Raw genomic sequence first — 15,127 nt, 5'->3', positions numbered from 1 at the left:
CTTCTCATGCCGAACGCCACCGTCACTGGTCGCCGTATTTCTACCTCCGTTCTCGTTATCGGCACGGGAGGGTCGGGCCTGCGCGCCGCGATCGAATTGTCCGAGCGCGGAGTTGACGTTCTCGCTGTCGGCAAGCGTCCCAAGAACGACGCGCACACGTCGCTGGCGGCGGGCGGCATCAACGCGGCCCTTGCCACAATGGACTCCGAAGACAGCTGGCAGCAGCACGCGGCGGACACCATCCAGGAGAGCTACTTTCTCTCCAATCCGCACGCGGCCGAGATTGTGACGAAGAACGCTGCCCGCGGCATCGAGGACCTCGAGCGCTGGGGCATGCCGTTCGCACGCGAGAGTGACGGGCGCATCAGCCAGCGCTATTTCGGCGCTCACAAGTACCGCCGCACCGCTTTCGCAGGGGACTACACCGGTCTCGGCATCCAGCGCACCCTGATCGCCCGCGCCACCGAACTCGAGGTGCCCATCCTCGACTCGGTCTACATCACCCGCATCCTGGTGCGCGACAACGTGGTGTTCGGTGCGTATGGCTTCGACCTGCGTAACGGCAGCCGCGTGACGGTGATAGCCGACGCGGTCATCATCGCCGCTGGCGGTCACAACCGCATCTGGCGTCGCACCTCCAGCCGCCGCGACGAGAACACGGGCGACTCCTTCAAGCTGGCGGTGGATGCCGGGGGCCGACTGCGCGACGCCGAGCTGGTGCAATTTCACCCGAGTGGCATCCTCGAGCCGGAAAACGCCGCGGGCACCCTGATCAGCGAAGCCGCACGCGGTGAGGGTGGAGTTCTGCGGAACGCACTCGGCGAGCGGTTCATGGCCAACTACGATCCCGAGCGCATGGAGTTGTCCACCCGTGACCGGGTCGCCCTTGCCGCATATACCGAGATCAAGGAGGGGCGCGGCACCGCGAAGGGCGGTGTGCTGCTCGATATCTCCCACCTGCCTCGCGAGACGATCATGACGCGCCTGCCCCGCGTCTACCAGACCATGCTCGAATTGCAGGTGCTGGATGTCACCACCACCGCCATCGAGATCGCCCCGACCGCGCACTACTCCATGGGTGGCGTGTGGGTGCGACCGGATGACCACTCCACCGATGTGGTCGGCATGTATGCCATCGGCGAAGCATCCAGCGGGCTGCACGGGGCCAATCGGCTCGGCGGCAACTCGCTCATCGAACTGCTCGTCTTCGGTCGGATCGTCGGTGAGGCTGCGGCCGAATACAGCGCGGGAATCGTCTCCCAGAATCGATCACAGGACGTGATCGACGCGGCCGAGAAAGAGGTGACCGACACTCTCAACTCGGACGGCGAAGAGAATGTGCGGGCGTTGCAGCGCGAAATCCGCAACATCATGACGGACTTCGGCGGAGTGGTACGCGACGAGGCTGGCCTGACGGAAGGGTTGCGCAAGTTGGACGACCTCGACGAACGCCAGAAGAGTATCGGAGTGCATCCGGATGTCGCCGGCTTCTCCGGCCTCGCGCATGCCTTCGACCTTCGCGCCTCTCTCATGGCTGCGCGTGCGACCCTCGCCTGTGCTTTGGAGCGCCGGGAGAGCCGCGGAGCTCACAACCGCAGCGATTATCCAGACATGGATCCCGCTCTTCAGGTGAACCTCGTCTGGTCAGCCGATGGTTCGATTGCGCACGAGCAGATCCCGCCGGTGCGGGACGAGATCGCGGCACTCATGGAGGATGTCAGCCAGGCCGGCAAGCTGCTGGAGTAGTGGCAGCGGGGCAATGATTTTCACCGGAACGGGCAAGTGTCACGGGACGCTTGCCCGTTCTGTGTGCGCCAAGTCAGACCAGGTGAACTACCGCAGCACCGAGGCGCGGAAGGCGCGGAACAGCGGAACAGCGGTTCAGCGGCTGAGCGGTTCAGCGGCGCTCCGGCACACGGAGGCCCGCCATTCCCCCATCTACGGCGAGCAGCGTTCCAGTGGTCGACGACGAGAGCGGGGAGGCGAGGTAGACGATCGCGTTCGCGACTTCCTCGGCGGTGATTAGCCGGCCCATCGGTTGTCGTGCACGCAGCGCCGCGGCTGCTAAGACAGGATCATCCGCACTCTGCAGAAGCCGGCCGACCCAGGGGGTGTCTGCCGTACCGGGGTTGACCGCATTCACACGAATCCCCTCGTGAACGTGATCGGCCGCCATTGCCAGCGTGACTGCCGCAACGGCACCTTTGCTTGCTGAATAGAGAGCACGGTTGGGTAGGCCAACGGTAGCCGCCACCGAACAGGTGTTGACGATGGATGCGGCAGTCGACTTGCGGAGGTGAGGAAGCGCCGCACGGCTCACTCGAGCAAGCCCGACGATATTGACGTCGAGCACCCGGTGCCATTCATCATCGTCGTTTGCAGAGATATCGCCGGATGCCCCGATCCCCGCGTTATTGATCACGATGTCGAGTGCACCGAAGTGAGCGACGACGGCGTTGACGGCGTCATCGACCTGCGCGGTGTCCGTCACGTCACAGACCACGCAGAAGTAGTGTTCGGGCAGTGCCTTGATCGAACGGTCGAGCACCGCCACTCGCGCTCCACGCTCGTGCAGGAGCGCGGCCGTCGCGGCTCCCAGTCCGCTCGCTCCTCCGGTGACGATGGCGACGAGGTTGTTGAATTCACTCATTGCTGTTCTCCTTCTCAGATTCTGGGATCGACGTGCATCTTCGGTCCGGCTCCGGCACCCTCGAAGCGCTCACCGGCAAGAATGGCACCGACCCGGTCGAGCCCGACGGTTGCCGCGACGAGCGGGCGAGGGTCGACCGTGCCGGACGCATAGAGCTCGATGGTGCCAGCCAAGCCGGGTGAGGCACTGAGGATTCCCACTGCGGTCACATCCTTGAGCGCCATCATGCGGGTATCGATGAGACTCGGGCTCCCCGCCAATCCGACGTAGACAACGCGCTTGGCCGGCTCAACGAGTTCGAGTGCCAACGCGGGAAGCCGAGGCGCATTGGATGCGTCGATCACGGCATCCCACGGCAGTGGCGGAAGCTCATCCTGCGTCCAGGCACCCTCGAATCCGAGGCTGCGTGCGAACTCCAGTGGACCGGGTGAGCGGCCCATCAGATGCACCTCCGCACCCTCGGCACGCGCAATCAGAGCCACGAGAAGCCCGATGGTGCCGGCACCGAGCACGAGCGCGCGATCTCCGGGGGCCAGATTGGCCGCCGACACGGAACGGATGGCGTTACCGCCCGGTTCGACCAGCGCACCGGCAGTGTCGTCGATGGCGTCGGGCAGAGCGTGCAGTGCGCTCACCGGCATCGCCAGCTGCTCCGCGAGAGCCCCGGCGAAGCCCCCACGGATCCCGACCTCCCGGCGAAACTCGCAGACGTGCTGGTTGCCGTGCAGGCATCGCCGGCAGACTCCACACCCGAGCATCGTGTCACCGGTGACCCGGCGGCCGATCCATGCAGCATCCACACCCTCCCCGACCGTGGCGACGGTACCCATCCATTCATGCCCAAGGCGCAGCGGAAACTTCTCGTGGCCGTCGTGGAGGTACTGCATTTCACCGGTGTAGAACTCGACATCGGTGCCGCAGACTCCGACCCGTTGCACGTCGATGACGACACCGCCCGGCACAGCGACCGGTGGGGCGACATCCCGAATCTCGAACTCGCGAGGTGCAGTGAGTACGAACGCTCTCATCAGCGCGGTGCGATGACGCGCTGTCGCTGCGAGCCGAGTCCTTGGATTCCGAGCTCCATCACATCATCGACCTGAAGCCAGATCGGGGGCGTGAAGCCCAGTCCGACTCCGGGCGGGGTGCCGGTGTTGATGAGGTCGCCCGGTTCGAGCACGAGAAACTGGCTGAGGTAGTGCACGATGACGTACGGGTCGAAGATCATGGTGGATGTCGACCCAGTCTGCCTGCGCACGCCGTTGACGTCGAGCCACATGCCGAGCCGCCGCACATCATCGATCTCGTCGGGAGTGACGAGCCACGGGCCGGTCGGATTGAAGGTCTCGGCCGACTTGCCCTTCGACCACTGCCCGCTGCGCTCCAGCTGGAATGCACGCTCACTCACGTCGTTGACCACCGTGAATCCGGCAATGGCCTCGCGGGCATCCTCCACCGAATCGAGATAGCTGGTGCGTCTGCCGATGACGATACCGAGTTCGACCTCCCAGTCCAGTTTGGTCGAGCCGCGCGGGGTGCGCACGTCGTCATTGGGCCCGATCAGGGTGTTCGGTGACTTGGTGAACAGGATCGGCTCGGCCGGCACTGCCTGCCCCGTCTCGGCCGCGTGGTCGCTGTAATTGAGACCGATACAGAGGATCTGGTGCGGGCGGGTGATGGGTGCCCCGATGCGCTCCCCTGCGAAGGTCGAAACCGCACCACGCGCCACCCGCTCGGCGATGAGCACGGGCAGCGATGCCAGGCCGTCTGCGGCCAGGAACGCCTCGGTGAAGTCCGGGGTGACATCCGAGAGGTCGACATAGGTGGTCTCGTCGAGGCGGGCGATGGGCTTCTCTGAGCCAGCCGGCCCGATGCGCATGAGGTACATGGCTACTTCCTGTTGAGTGGTTTTTGCGTGCTGGGGCCGCGGAGGGCGGCACAATCCCAGAGTGTGGTCGGGGTGCCGGTGACACCGACATTGGCGAGGAAGAGGAATCCTGCGCCGGGATAGTCTGCCAACTCAACCGGGCTCAGGTCGCGAGATGCCGTGGTGATCAGCAGCCAGTCGAGATCGTCGCCGACGAACGCAACGCTCGAGACATGTGGCACCGGCACGGTGACGGTGTTGCCAGCCACGCCGTACGGGTCAAACGACCGCACTTCCCCTGCTCCCCAGATCGCCACCCACAGATGACCGCGCGCGTCGACACAGATGCCGTCGGGATAGCCGTGCTCGATGTGCACAAACTGGCGGCGAGCGCCACACACACCCGATACCGCATCGTAATCTCGCACCCAGATGATGCCAGGGACGGTGTCGGTGCTGTACATCAGGGTTCCGTCGGGAGACCAGACGAGGCCATTCGAGAGGGTCAAATCGGAGTCGATCGTCGTCAGCGACCCGTCGCGCTCCCAGCGATACAGGGATTCCTGCCCCTCACGACCATCCAGGGCGAGCGTACCAACGAGGAACCGGCCCGCCGGATCCACAGCACCGTCGTTGGATCGGCTGTCGACGCCATCCGCCACGATCAGTGGGCCGTCGATTCGACTGCCATCGGCCGCGATGACCACGAGGCGATCCTGCGCTGCGACAAGCAGGCTGCCGTCGGTGCCGGGAACGGCGGCACCTACTCGTCCGTCGAAATCAAACCGCTGAGTCTGCTCTATTTGCGCACCCCTGATTCGGCCGAGAAAGACCGTGCCCTCCTCGACATCGATCCAGATCAGCTGTGATGAGTCCGCCACCCAGACCGGACCCTCAGCGAGAACATGACGCTCGGAGGATGCCCGCACCGCGTCGAATACGGTCACGATGAGTGCTCATCGAAGGTGCCCTCGATGATCGAGCGGATGACCGGCAGTTCGTCGACGAGCCGCGTCAGCGGGGTGCGGTAGGCCAGCGCACTGATGCTCACCGCGCCGCTCGGTTCGGTCGGCGAGGTGAGGTAGATCGGCAGGGCGAGGCAGTTGACACCCGACTCGTTCTCCTCGTCGTCAACGCTGTATCCGCGCTCCCGCACCGTCTCGAGCTGCTCGTGAAGCATGAGAGCGGTGGTGGCAGTTCGGGATGTCTGACGAGCCAGAACCCGATTGCCCACCCAGCGCTCCACCGCCTGGAGGTCGGGGAGTGTGAGGCAGAGCAGCATCTTGCCGACCGCTGTCGAATGCGCGGGGTTACGGCCACCAACTGTGGATGTGAGTCGCATCGCCCCGATCGCCGGATCGACCTTCGAGCGATAGACGATGTCCTCACCGTCGAGAACCGCGTAGTGCGCCGTTTCGCCGTAGCGCTCCGCCAGCCGGTCGAGGATCGGTTGCACGCGCAGGTGATCGGGGCGTAACTCGTGGTTCGCGAAGGCCAGACGCAGAAATTCGTCTCCGAGCAGGTAGCGCCCCCTGCCATCCTTTGCCGCCAGTCGCGCTCTGCACAGAGAGGCCAGAGCGCGATGCACGGTCGGTTTCGAACTGCTCACCGCCCGCGCCATCTCATCGAGGCTGACTCCATCTGGATACTTCGCGAGTTCGACCAGCACGGCGAGCACCCGATCGGAGCCGACCACACGATCGTCGGCACTGACATGATCGTCCGTATTTGCGCGATCTTCCGTACTGAGATCGACGTGTGTTTCTGCGGCACTCATGGTGTTCCACATGTTAGACATATATTTCAACAAACGGAAGAGAACACGTGACTGAGCAACGGAGCTCCGAGTGGTACGCCGGCACCGACCGCAACTCGTACATCCACCGTGCCTGGATGCGACGCGGGCTCCCCGAGAATGCTTTCGACGGCAGACCGCACATTGCGATCGCGAACTCCGCGTCGGACCTCACACCCTGCAATTCGCACCTGAATGCCGTGATGGAGAGCGTCAAAGCCGGAATCTATGAGGCGGGAGGCATCCCCCTCAACCTCCCGGTCGTCTCCCTCGGTGAAACCCAGATGCGTCCCACCGCGATGCTCTGGCGCAACATGGCCGCGATGGCCACCGAGGAGATGCTTCGCGCCAACCCGATCGACGGCGTTGTGCTACTCGGCGGCTGCGACAAGACGATCCCATCGCTGTTGATGGCTGCGGCATCCGTCGATATTCCGGCGATCGTCGTTCCGGGCGGGCCGATGAAGACCGGCACCTTCCAGGGTGTCGCCCTCGGCTGCGGCACGGATGTCTGGCGCCTCAGCGAGGAGGTGCGCGGCGGAACCCTCAGCGAGCAGGAGTTTCTGAGGAGCGAATCCTCGATGATCTCGAGCCAGGGGCACTGCAACACCATGGGCACCGCGTCCACCATGGCACTCGTGACCGAAGCATTCGGAATGATCATCCCCGGGCTCGCCGGAACCTCCGCGGTCGACAGCCGGCTGCTGGAGAACTCGCACGAGACCGGTCGGCTGATCGTCGAGCTCATCGAGGCCGAGCGTCGGCCGAGTACCTTCCTCACCAGAGGCTCGTTCCAGAACGCGATCGTCGCCCTCGCGGCCATCGGTGGCTCGACCAACGCCGTGGTCCATCTGCTCGCGATCGCCGGGCGACTCGGCATCACCCTCACCCTCGACGACTTCGATGCGATTGGCTCCGGCGTGCCGCTGCTGGTCAACCTGCAGCCGGCCGGCCGATTTCTGATGGATGACTTTCAGCGAGCCGGTGGACTGCTCGCCGTGCTTCGCGAGGTGAAGGATCTGCTCGACCCGACCGCCCTCACGATTACCGGAAAGCCGCTCGTCGACTACCTCGATTCCGCGCGCATCTGGGACCACGAGGTCATCACCGTGCGCGAGACGCCGATGATTGCGGATGCCGGAATCGCGGTGCTGCGCGGAAATCTGGCTCCGGGAGGGGCGATCATCAAGCCGGCTGCAGCATCCGCCCACCTGCTCACCCACCGTGGACGGGCAGTCGTCTTCGACACGATCGAAGACATGCATGCCCGCATCGACGACCCAGACCTCGACGTCGACGCTGACTCGATCCTCGTCTTGCGCGGCTGCGGGCCGAAGGGCTACCCGGGCATGCCAGAGGTCGCCAACATGCCTCTGCCGAAGAAGCTTCTCGAGCAGGGGATTCGCGACATGGTGCGCATTTGCGACGGGCGCATGAGCGGCACCGCGTACGGCACGGTCGTGCTGCATGTCACTCCAGAGGCCGCTGCGGGCGGGGCTCTTGGCATCGTAAAGAACGGCGACTGGATAATCCTCGACGTGCCGAAGCGCCGCCTCACCCTCGATGTGACGCAGGACGAACTCAACTCGCGCGTGCCCAACCAGGCGACCGTCGACGGATTCGCCCGACCGGCGCGCGGCTGGGAGCGGCTTTACGTTGAGCACGTGATGGGCGCCGATACGGGTGCCGACCTCGACTTCCTGCAGGGGACAAGTGGGCACCGGGTGTCCCGGGAATCGCACTAGTGCGAGAGTTGCCCGTGCGCGAGTTGCCCGTGCGCGTTTCCCCTGTGCACGTCTCCCCTTGCCCCAAGCGCGGGCTGGCGTTTATCGGCCGAGAAGGCTGCCGATGAGGCTCTGCGATGTTTTTCCCACCGTCGAAGGACTCGAGGAAGTGGTGGGGACCGGCGTCAGCGACGGCGTGGGTGAGAGTAGCGTTTTCGAAGGTTGTGTCGATTGTGCCGACGACGCCTGCGCCACGGTCACCGACCCGGATGTCGGTGCCGACCTGGACCAGACGCCCCAGGATGCGATGACCTTGTAGGAGTGGGTGCCCGCTGACAGTGAAGGGAAAGTGAGCGACCACCTTCCGCTACTGGCAGATGCGGTGGCAGCAGCCGTAGTCGACCCATCGACATAGAGTCGCACGGTGCTGCTCGCGGAAGCGTTGGTCAGGGTTCCAGAGAGGGTTCCCGGTGTCGCCGTCGTGCCATTAGTCGACGCTGTGACCACTGGGGCAGCCACCGTCACACTCGGCTCCCAGGTGCCCGCGAACGCGGAGGCGACGTCGGGCAAGCCCCGGGCGGACAACATCTCGAAGAAGGTGCCGATCGCGTTCGATGCGCACGGGAACGATGAACTGCTGCTTGCCGAGCTGATGCCGACGGCATTAGAACCCATAAGCGCGGATCCGCCGGAGTCACCGGGAACCAGACAGATATTCGCGACGATCGAATTGACCTGGTACACAGTGGATCCGTCCTGAACGTTCACAGTGGTGTCGACGGACGTCACCGTGCCACAGGTCCAGCCTGAGCGGCTTCCAGACTTGCAGATCTTCGCGTTGACGATCGCAGACGATACCCCGGTGACAGCTTGCGGGGCTGATGCCAGTGGTGCGCCCTGCCCACCGTTCCAGGTGGCTACTGCAGGAACGGGCGTCATCCCGGTCACCGAGACGAGGCCAGCATCCTGCCCGTTGCCAAATCGCGCCGATCCAGAAACGACCGAACCGATCAGCGATCCTCGTGATCCACCGGCCTGCGGAGCGTTTTGCACCAGCGCGTAAACAGGGGTGCTGCTGGTCATCGCTGCGGCGCAGTGGCCGGCGGTAACAAGCTGGTTTGCACCGGATGAAATCGCAAATCCGTTGAAGCCGACGGAGCACTGGCGGCCGCTGGTGGAGGATGTTTGCCAGTACACGCCGGTTCCGTCGTAGAGGGTGCCGGCGACCGGTCGCAGCGGCGCCGCTGGCAGTACTGGTTTCGGTGGAGTTCCGATCGCTGCAACAGCACCGGATGCTGTCACTCGCGCGGCGTCCGCTTCGTTTTTCACGTATACCGTCACGGTCGCCCCATCGATCCGGGACCCCTGCACCGCCACACCAGATTTTTCGAGCGTGCCGACCAGGGCCACAGCGTCGGCAGCAGCCGCACCATCCGCCAGAAATTGCGCACCGGAAAGCCGCAGATCGCGGGTGATGGCCGCGATCATTGCCGGGGGGAGGTTCGCCGCCGCCGCGCTGTAGCGGTCGAGTGTGAACGCGCTCGCCCTCGATGGTGGTTGCGGTGAAGACGCATTCGCTGACGTGCCGACGACCAGTCCTCCGGCGAGCAGCACGGCGACCAGTGGAGCAGACAACAATAGCTTGTTCACGGCATGCCCTTCCGGAGCTGAATTAGTCAGCGCAGGGTTACATCCAATCGTGTGCCAGATGAAAGCCTGCATCAACCTCATTGTTTTGCTCCAAAGCCGAGGGGCTGTGCAACTATGTGTGAGCATAGCCGGGAGTGGTCGTGAAACGAGGGGTCCTACATGCAACTTTCGGTGAATTTCCCGCTGGGGTGCTCCCGCTGCCGTTCACCCACCTCCTCCACGCAAAGACGCCGATATTCGCCCGGGCAAAACGCACCGGTGCGAGTCGACGCGGCTGGCTCGCAGCTGCGTCTATGATCGACTGCATGCCGACTCGAAGTTGGCCGAAGTCACGCGGTGGGAGGTGCCGTGAGACCCGTAGGCGCTTCAGTTCATTGGGCCAGCCAAGCAATAGACCGGATCGGCGTCAGCCGCCGCACAACCCGCAGATTTCCGCCGATCCATATCCACGCAAGAGGGCACGTATGACCTGGTGGCACGACCTCGCGATGCTGTGCGGTTGGCTCGCTTGCGGGCTCTCCTCGATCCTCGCTCTGCCGCAGGCTCTCGCCCTCCGTCGCTCCCCCACTGCGGCCGGGGTGTCACTGCTGCCCTGGCAAGCACTTCTCGCCTCGAACCTGGCCTGGGCCGTCTACGCATCCCTCGCCGGCCGAATGCCGATCATCATCCAAAGCTCGATCTCAGCGGTCATCACCGGCGCGGTCATCATCATGATCTGCCGCGCCACCGCACGCTCCGCGATCATCCAGATCGTCATAACCGTTCTGGTTGCCAGCGTTATTTTGCTCACTCTGCCCATCCCGGCGCTCTTCGGCCTAGCAGCGTCCATCCCGAGCATCACCGGATGGTTGATACAGGTGGCACGCATCCGCAAGACCGGGCGACCCGCCGGTCTGTCCTTCGGCGGAATGGTGATCTACGTGCTCTGCCAGAGCGTCTGGCTCATCTATGCCGTCGCCACCACCGATCTCGCACTCGTCACCGCCGTCGTGCCGCTACTGCTCATTGTCAGCGCCGCTGCCATCATCTACTTGCTCGCACCCACCGATGACCAGGTACGGCACGGGCCATCGACATTCAGCGCTCACCGCCTCCGTACCCGCAACAGCCGTACCCGCAACAGCCGTGCCCGCCACACCCGCCCCGCGCTGCTGCGCCCGACAGGCAGAACGCGAACCGCAGGGCCCCCTTCACGAGGCGTAGTGGCCGACCCTTTCCCCGCTGAAACCCCCTATGTCAGCGCAGCAACCGGGCCGATCACACGTATTGGACGTGACTCTATGCCGAGCGACGGCACCGATGTCACGACACGGGAAATCCGCACCCACACCAGCGACGACGCATAACGCGGTAGCGCATGGTCAGGCTCTGCCGCAATCGACCACGCGGTCCGAGACCTTACGTGAAGAGACTCACACCACCTGGCCCAACCAACAATCCCACGACAATAAGCACAACGCCCCAGAGGAACTGGCGACGAAAGAGCGCGACGATGCCTGAAACAACGAGGATTACCGCAATGATCCAGAGAAGTGTTGCCATGATGTTGCTCCGTTTCGTTTCGCTCCGTCGGCCACACACGCACACACGCACACGCAGCCGCGTTCGGAGGTGTTCTTTCAACCGTACTCTCCGACCGGACTCGCGTTGCCGTTTTCCACCCAGGCACCAGTGGTTCGCCTGAACACGCATGACCCCGTGAGTCGATCCCGAGAACTCTCCCTACCCTGCCTGTTCGTCGTCTCCCCCTGCGCGCACGCGGGTGACGGTCTCCCATGCCGCCGTCGCCACCAGGATCACGGTCATGATGGCGAAGAGTACGAACGGCGTCATTCCTGCGGATGTCGCACACGCAACAACGATAAGGACGGCTCCCGCGATGTGCGACGGGAGCATTTCCTTCACAACTATCCAGCGGAACACGGTGAGTCCGACCAGATAGAGGAATGGCCCACCTCCGATCACGATGGCGGTCGAGACCTTCATTGCGTCATCCGGATGCCCGAGCACCTCTTTGTCTGCCACCGAGCCGAGCACGATCCCCGCGACAATAATGGCGTGAGTGTAGGTGTAAGCGCGATTCCCAATTCGACCCGGCTTGTCAGCACGGGCGATCGCTTTCGTCCCCGCGTGCTGAGCGTGATCGAAATAGAGCCACCACAGAGTCACCGCGTTGACGAATGCAAGCAACACTGAGGCGGCGCCGACGACGGAATACTCTTGAGCGACGAAGGCGAAGCCGGTAACGAGAAACGATTCACCGAGCGAGATGATGACGAACAGGGCGCTGCGCTCGGCGATGTGTGCACCGGAGATGTCCCAGTCCTCGATCCGTGCCGAACCGCGCCCGGGGAGCCTGAATCCCACCGCACCGGACAGGTATTCAATCCCCAGCGCGATGAGCCAGAACCAGATCCGGAATTCGATTGGCAGGATTCCACCAAGAATCCAAAAGACACCGGACGCCGCAAGCCAAATAAGCACGCGGATGAAATCGTGGGACAGATCGCGATCGTGGCGGGCGACGGCAGCGATCATGAATACCGTGCGGCCGATCTGGAGTACGACGTATGCGATCGCGAAGGTCAGGCCGCGAGATCCGAACGATTCAAAAATTGAGACGCTCAGGATGAGTCCGACAAGTGCGAGCCCGATGACAGCGGCGCGCACCGGAAGACGAGCCGGGTCAAGCCAGTTGGTCACCCATGTCGTGTAGACCCAGACCCACCACAAAGCCAGTACGAGCACTGCGGACTGGAGGGCACCGGTGAGCGACTGGTTGTCATACAGGTAGCGCGATAACTGGGTGAGAGCCAAAACGAAGATGAGGTCGAACAGCAACTCGATATAGGTAACCCGGTCACTCTGCTCGCCAGCATCGGGTCGAAGCAGGTTGCGGTGTAACCCGAAACGGGGCAGTCGGGAAGGCTTCGGTGTCGTGGTCACTACCCCATTCTGCAGGAGCGGCTGGGCTGCGCGACAGTGATCCTTCGTGCGACAGAGATCATGTGCGCGACGGTAGCCGCACGACGTGAACCGTCGTGCCAGTGGGCGGGCGGGCTACATCTCTGTAACGCGTTCGGCCGTGCTGACCTTTCCGCGGTCGGCCCATGGCCGAATCTTGGCTGGGTCTCAGGCGGTTTCGAGTTCTTTAAGGGCGGCGAGGAGCCTCTGGTCGGCGTCTGCGGCAACTTCGGAGACGGCCGGGGCGGCACTCAGCTGCACCATGGTCTGTGCATCGATGGTCTGCACGACGGTGGTGCTGGCATCCGGCCCGCGTCGGATGACGACGTCGCAGGGCAGGAGCAGTCCCATGTCCGGGTCCGCGGCGAGAGCTTTCTGCGCGAGCGCAGGATTGCAGACCCCCAGAATGAGGTAGTCGCCGAGGCTCTGCCCGGCATCGGACCCGAGTTTGGTCTCAAGGGTGGCACGGACATCGATTTCGGACAGCACTCCGAAGCCCTGCCCCGAGAGGGCTTCCCGGGTGCGGATCACAGCTTCTTCGTAGGGCAGGGAGACGGTGATGGTGTGTGCGTAACTCATTGTTGTGCTCCTCTATCGGTTTTCTCAGGCGCGCACGGGCCGCGGCGCCGGGGTTTTAGCGGACTTCGATCAGGCCCATCATCCCGTTGTCTTCGTGGTCGAGGATGTGGCAGTGGTAAACGGTTTTCCCGGTGAAGTCGTCGAAGGCGATCCGGACCCGCACGCTGCTGCGCGCCGGAACGTTGACCACGTCCTGCCAGAGCGGAGTAGCTGTTTTCCGGCCACTCTGCTCGATGAGCTGCATGGGCCACACGTGAAGATGGAAGGGGTGGTCCATCGGGCTGGTGTTGCGCACGGTCCACTCTTCAATTGCACCCGCTGCCACAGCCGTGTCCACCCGGGCCGGGTCGAAGGACTTTCCATCGATCGTGAAACCCATCATTCCGGAGCCCGCGCCCATTCCGCCCATTCCGCTTCCGCCCATTCCGCCGCCACCCATTCCGCCGCCACCCATGGCGAGAGTGAGCGTGCGACGACCAGACAGGGGTGCCGCGCGCAGGTCTCGGGGAGCCGGCTGGCGCGGGACTGCTGGCACGGCAGCTGCGGAAGCGCCAGCGACGGTGAGGGTCGCTAGGTTTGCGTCGGTCGAAGCGCGGGAGCCCATCATCGCTCCCGCGCTTCCACGGTCCGCGGAAAGAGTGCGAAGGATGGATGTTCCAGCCGATGCTGTCACCAGCAGATCCGCCCGATTGCCCGGAGTAAGAAGCACCTCCTCGACCGGTTCCGGGAAACGGAAGCGACCGGAGTCTTTTCCGAGGAGTTCAAGTTTCTGGCCGTCAAGTCGAAGCTTCACGTAGCGTGACGTGCAGGCGTTGATCACTCGCCACCGTTCTCGCTCGCCCGGCTTCGCAGTCAGTCCAGGGTTGACCTGTCCGTTGACCAAGACCATGTTTCCCTCGCGCCCGGCCATCCGATCCATTTGTGTCGCCCGGGCGATCTGTCCGGAGGAGTCAAAACTCATATCGGAAATGATCAGTATCCGTTCACGGGTGGTCTCGATGGGAGCGGAGTCTTCCACAATGATCGCGCCGTAGAGGCCACCGAAGACCTGGTCCGCGGCGAGCCCGTGATGGTGTGGGTGATACCAATACACCCCGGCCGGGTGCGAGTCGGGAAGCTGGAATTCGTAGTCGAACGTCTCGCCAGGGCGGATCATGACCAGAGGGTTGTCGCTGTTGCCCTGTGGGGAGACGTGAAGACCGTGAGTGTGAAGATTCGTTGCCGAGAGGAGCCGGTTTTCTAAAGAAACCGCTATCCGGTCGCCGGCCCGCACCATCAGAGTGGGCCCGGGGAGGGTGCCGTTGTAGGTCAACGCGGCCACCGGTGTGCCCGAGATAGGTACTCTCGCTTCGGCCGTGGTGAGTCGGACGGAGAGTCTTCCGTTCGCGCTGCGCAAAATCTCCGGCTCGGACAGCGCCGGGCCCGCGGCGTGGCCGGGCCCTGAATTCCAGGCCGAGGTGAGGCCTGTGCCGCCGGCGATTATCGCGGCGGCTCCGACACCGCCCAGCATGAGCGCGTTGCGCCTGGTGATCGGTTCCATCAGGAACCGGATCCGAGAACGCGAAGACGGTCTGTGTACTCCTCGGTGTTCAGATCTCCAGCCGCATACCGCTCGTCCAGGATTTGTCGAGCCGTCTTGTCTGCACCGCGCACGGCCTGGGACTCCGCAGCGCTACCGGTGTTATCTCGTCGGGATCGGCCGGACGTTCGAACAAGAAGGACAACCAGAAGAACGACACCGACCACGATGAGGGCTCCGAAAATCCACCCTGACCCCATCCCGAAACTATCTCCCCACATCATTGGGTATCTCCTTCGTTTCTCACCGACTAAGTTCAGACGGTACTTCAGGATACCCCCCTAGGTATCTAACAGACTGAGAATGCCAAACAAATACA

General features: G+C 63.7%; 14 protein-coding genes. 3 read left to right on the top strand and 11 right to left on the bottom strand.

The window, feature by feature from the left end; all coding sequences use genetic code 11:
- The first annotated feature begins 6 nt into the window (after positions 1-6).
- Positions 7-1,746: an L-aspartate oxidase gene (locus IWX88_RS00315; RefSeq protein WP_196826424.1), complete on the top strand. Its 1,740-nt coding sequence runs from the start codon at positions 7-9 to the stop codon at positions 1,744-1,746.
- A gap of 151 nt (positions 1,747-1,897) precedes the next feature.
- Here the strand turns inward: IWX88_RS00315 and IWX88_RS00310 are convergent, their stop codons facing one another.
- From IWX88_RS00310 to IWX88_RS00290, 5 genes are read right to left on the bottom strand one after another with little or no spacing between them, the layout of a single operon-like run.
- The gene (locus tag IWX88_RS00310) at positions 1,898-2,650 is read right to left on the bottom strand and encodes an SDR family NAD(P)-dependent oxidoreductase (RefSeq protein ID WP_196826423.1); all 753 of its coding nucleotides are present in this window, start codon (positions 2,648-2,650) and stop codon (positions 1,898-1,900) included.
- 14 nt (positions 2,651-2,664) lie between these two features.
- Entirely contained in the window at positions 2,665-3,678 is a 1,014-nt protein-coding gene (locus IWX88_RS00305) for a zinc-binding dehydrogenase (RefSeq protein WP_196826422.1), read from the bottom strand.
- Positions 3,678-4,538: a fumarylacetoacetate hydrolase family protein gene (locus IWX88_RS00300; RefSeq protein ID WP_196826421.1), complete on the bottom strand. Its 861-nt coding sequence runs from the start codon at positions 4,536-4,538 to the stop codon at positions 3,678-3,680. The genes IWX88_RS00305 and IWX88_RS00300 overlap by 1 nt, the downstream gene beginning before the upstream one ends.
- Positions 4,539-4,540: 2 nt before the next feature.
- The gene (locus IWX88_RS00295; RefSeq protein ID WP_196826420.1) at positions 4,541-5,464 is read right to left on the bottom strand and encodes an SMP-30/gluconolactonase/LRE family protein; all 924 of its coding nucleotides are present in this window, start codon (positions 5,462-5,464) and stop codon (positions 4,541-4,543) included.
- Entirely contained in the window at positions 5,461-6,294 is an 834-nt protein-coding gene (locus tag IWX88_RS00290) for an IclR family transcriptional regulator (RefSeq protein WP_196826419.1), read from the bottom strand. The genes IWX88_RS00295 and IWX88_RS00290 overlap by 4 nt, the downstream gene beginning before the upstream one ends.
- Before the next feature lie 47 nt (positions 6,295-6,341).
- Here IWX88_RS00290 and IWX88_RS00285 point away from each other — a divergent pair, with 47 nt between their 5' ends.
- On the top strand, positions 6,342-8,057 hold the full coding sequence (locus IWX88_RS00285) for a dihydroxy-acid dehydratase (RefSeq protein ID WP_196826418.1): 1,716 nt from the start codon (positions 6,342-6,344) through the stop codon (positions 8,055-8,057).
- Between the two features lie 81 nt (positions 8,058-8,138).
- Here the strand turns inward: IWX88_RS00285 and IWX88_RS00280 are convergent, their stop codons facing one another.
- A complete protein-coding gene (locus tag IWX88_RS00280; protein ID WP_196826417.1) occupies positions 8,139-9,686 on the bottom strand; it encodes a S1 family peptidase in 1,548 nt (515 codons plus the stop codon).
- 464 nt (positions 9,687-10,150) lie between these two features.
- Here IWX88_RS00280 and IWX88_RS00275 point away from each other — a divergent pair, with 464 nt between their 5' ends.
- The gene (locus tag IWX88_RS00275; protein ID WP_196826416.1) at positions 10,151-11,032 is read left to right on the top strand and encodes a hypothetical protein; all 882 of its coding nucleotides are present in this window, start codon (positions 10,151-10,153) and stop codon (positions 11,030-11,032) included.
- A 52-nt stretch (positions 11,033-11,084) separates the two neighbouring features.
- Here IWX88_RS00275 and IWX88_RS00270 read toward each other — a convergent pair whose 3' ends face one another.
- The 5 genes from IWX88_RS00270 to IWX88_RS00250 all read right to left on the bottom strand — a co-directional run bounded on the left by IWX88_RS00270 (position 11,085) and on the right by IWX88_RS00250 (position 15,032).
- Complete coding sequence (locus IWX88_RS00270; protein ID WP_196826415.1) at positions 11,085-11,228, bottom strand: GPGG-motif small membrane protein; 144 nt, start codon at positions 11,226-11,228, stop codon at positions 11,085-11,087.
- A 180-nt stretch (positions 11,229-11,408) separates the two neighbouring features.
- On the bottom strand, positions 11,409-12,632 hold the full coding sequence (locus IWX88_RS00265) for a low temperature requirement protein A (RefSeq protein ID WP_196826414.1): 1,224 nt from the start codon (positions 12,630-12,632) through the stop codon (positions 11,409-11,411).
- 186 nt (positions 12,633-12,818) lie between these two features.
- Positions 12,819-13,229: a DUF302 domain-containing protein gene (locus IWX88_RS00260; protein ID WP_196826413.1), complete on the bottom strand. Its 411-nt coding sequence runs from the start codon at positions 13,227-13,229 to the stop codon at positions 12,819-12,821.
- 55 nt (positions 13,230-13,284) lie between these two features.
- Positions 13,285-14,769 carry a multicopper oxidase family protein gene (locus tag IWX88_RS00255; protein WP_196826412.1) on the bottom strand — a complete coding sequence of 495 codons (1,485 nt, stop codon included), beginning with the start codon at positions 14,767-14,769 and terminating at the stop codon, positions 13,285-13,287.
- Entirely contained in the window at positions 14,769-15,032 is a 264-nt protein-coding gene (locus tag IWX88_RS00250) for an SHOCT domain-containing protein (protein WP_231368704.1), read from the bottom strand. The genes IWX88_RS00255 and IWX88_RS00250 overlap by 1 nt, the downstream gene beginning before the upstream one ends.
- Between the last annotated feature and the right edge of the window lie 95 nt (positions 15,033-15,127).

Origin of the sequence: Frigoribacterium sp. CG_9.8, assembly GCF_015751965.1 — a bacterium.
Lineage (GTDB): Bacteria > Actinomycetota > Actinomycetes > Actinomycetales > Microbacteriaceae > Lacisediminihabitans.
The sequence above is the reverse complement of the archived record's forward strand: the minus strand, read 5'-3'. Positions and strand labels throughout refer to the sequence as shown.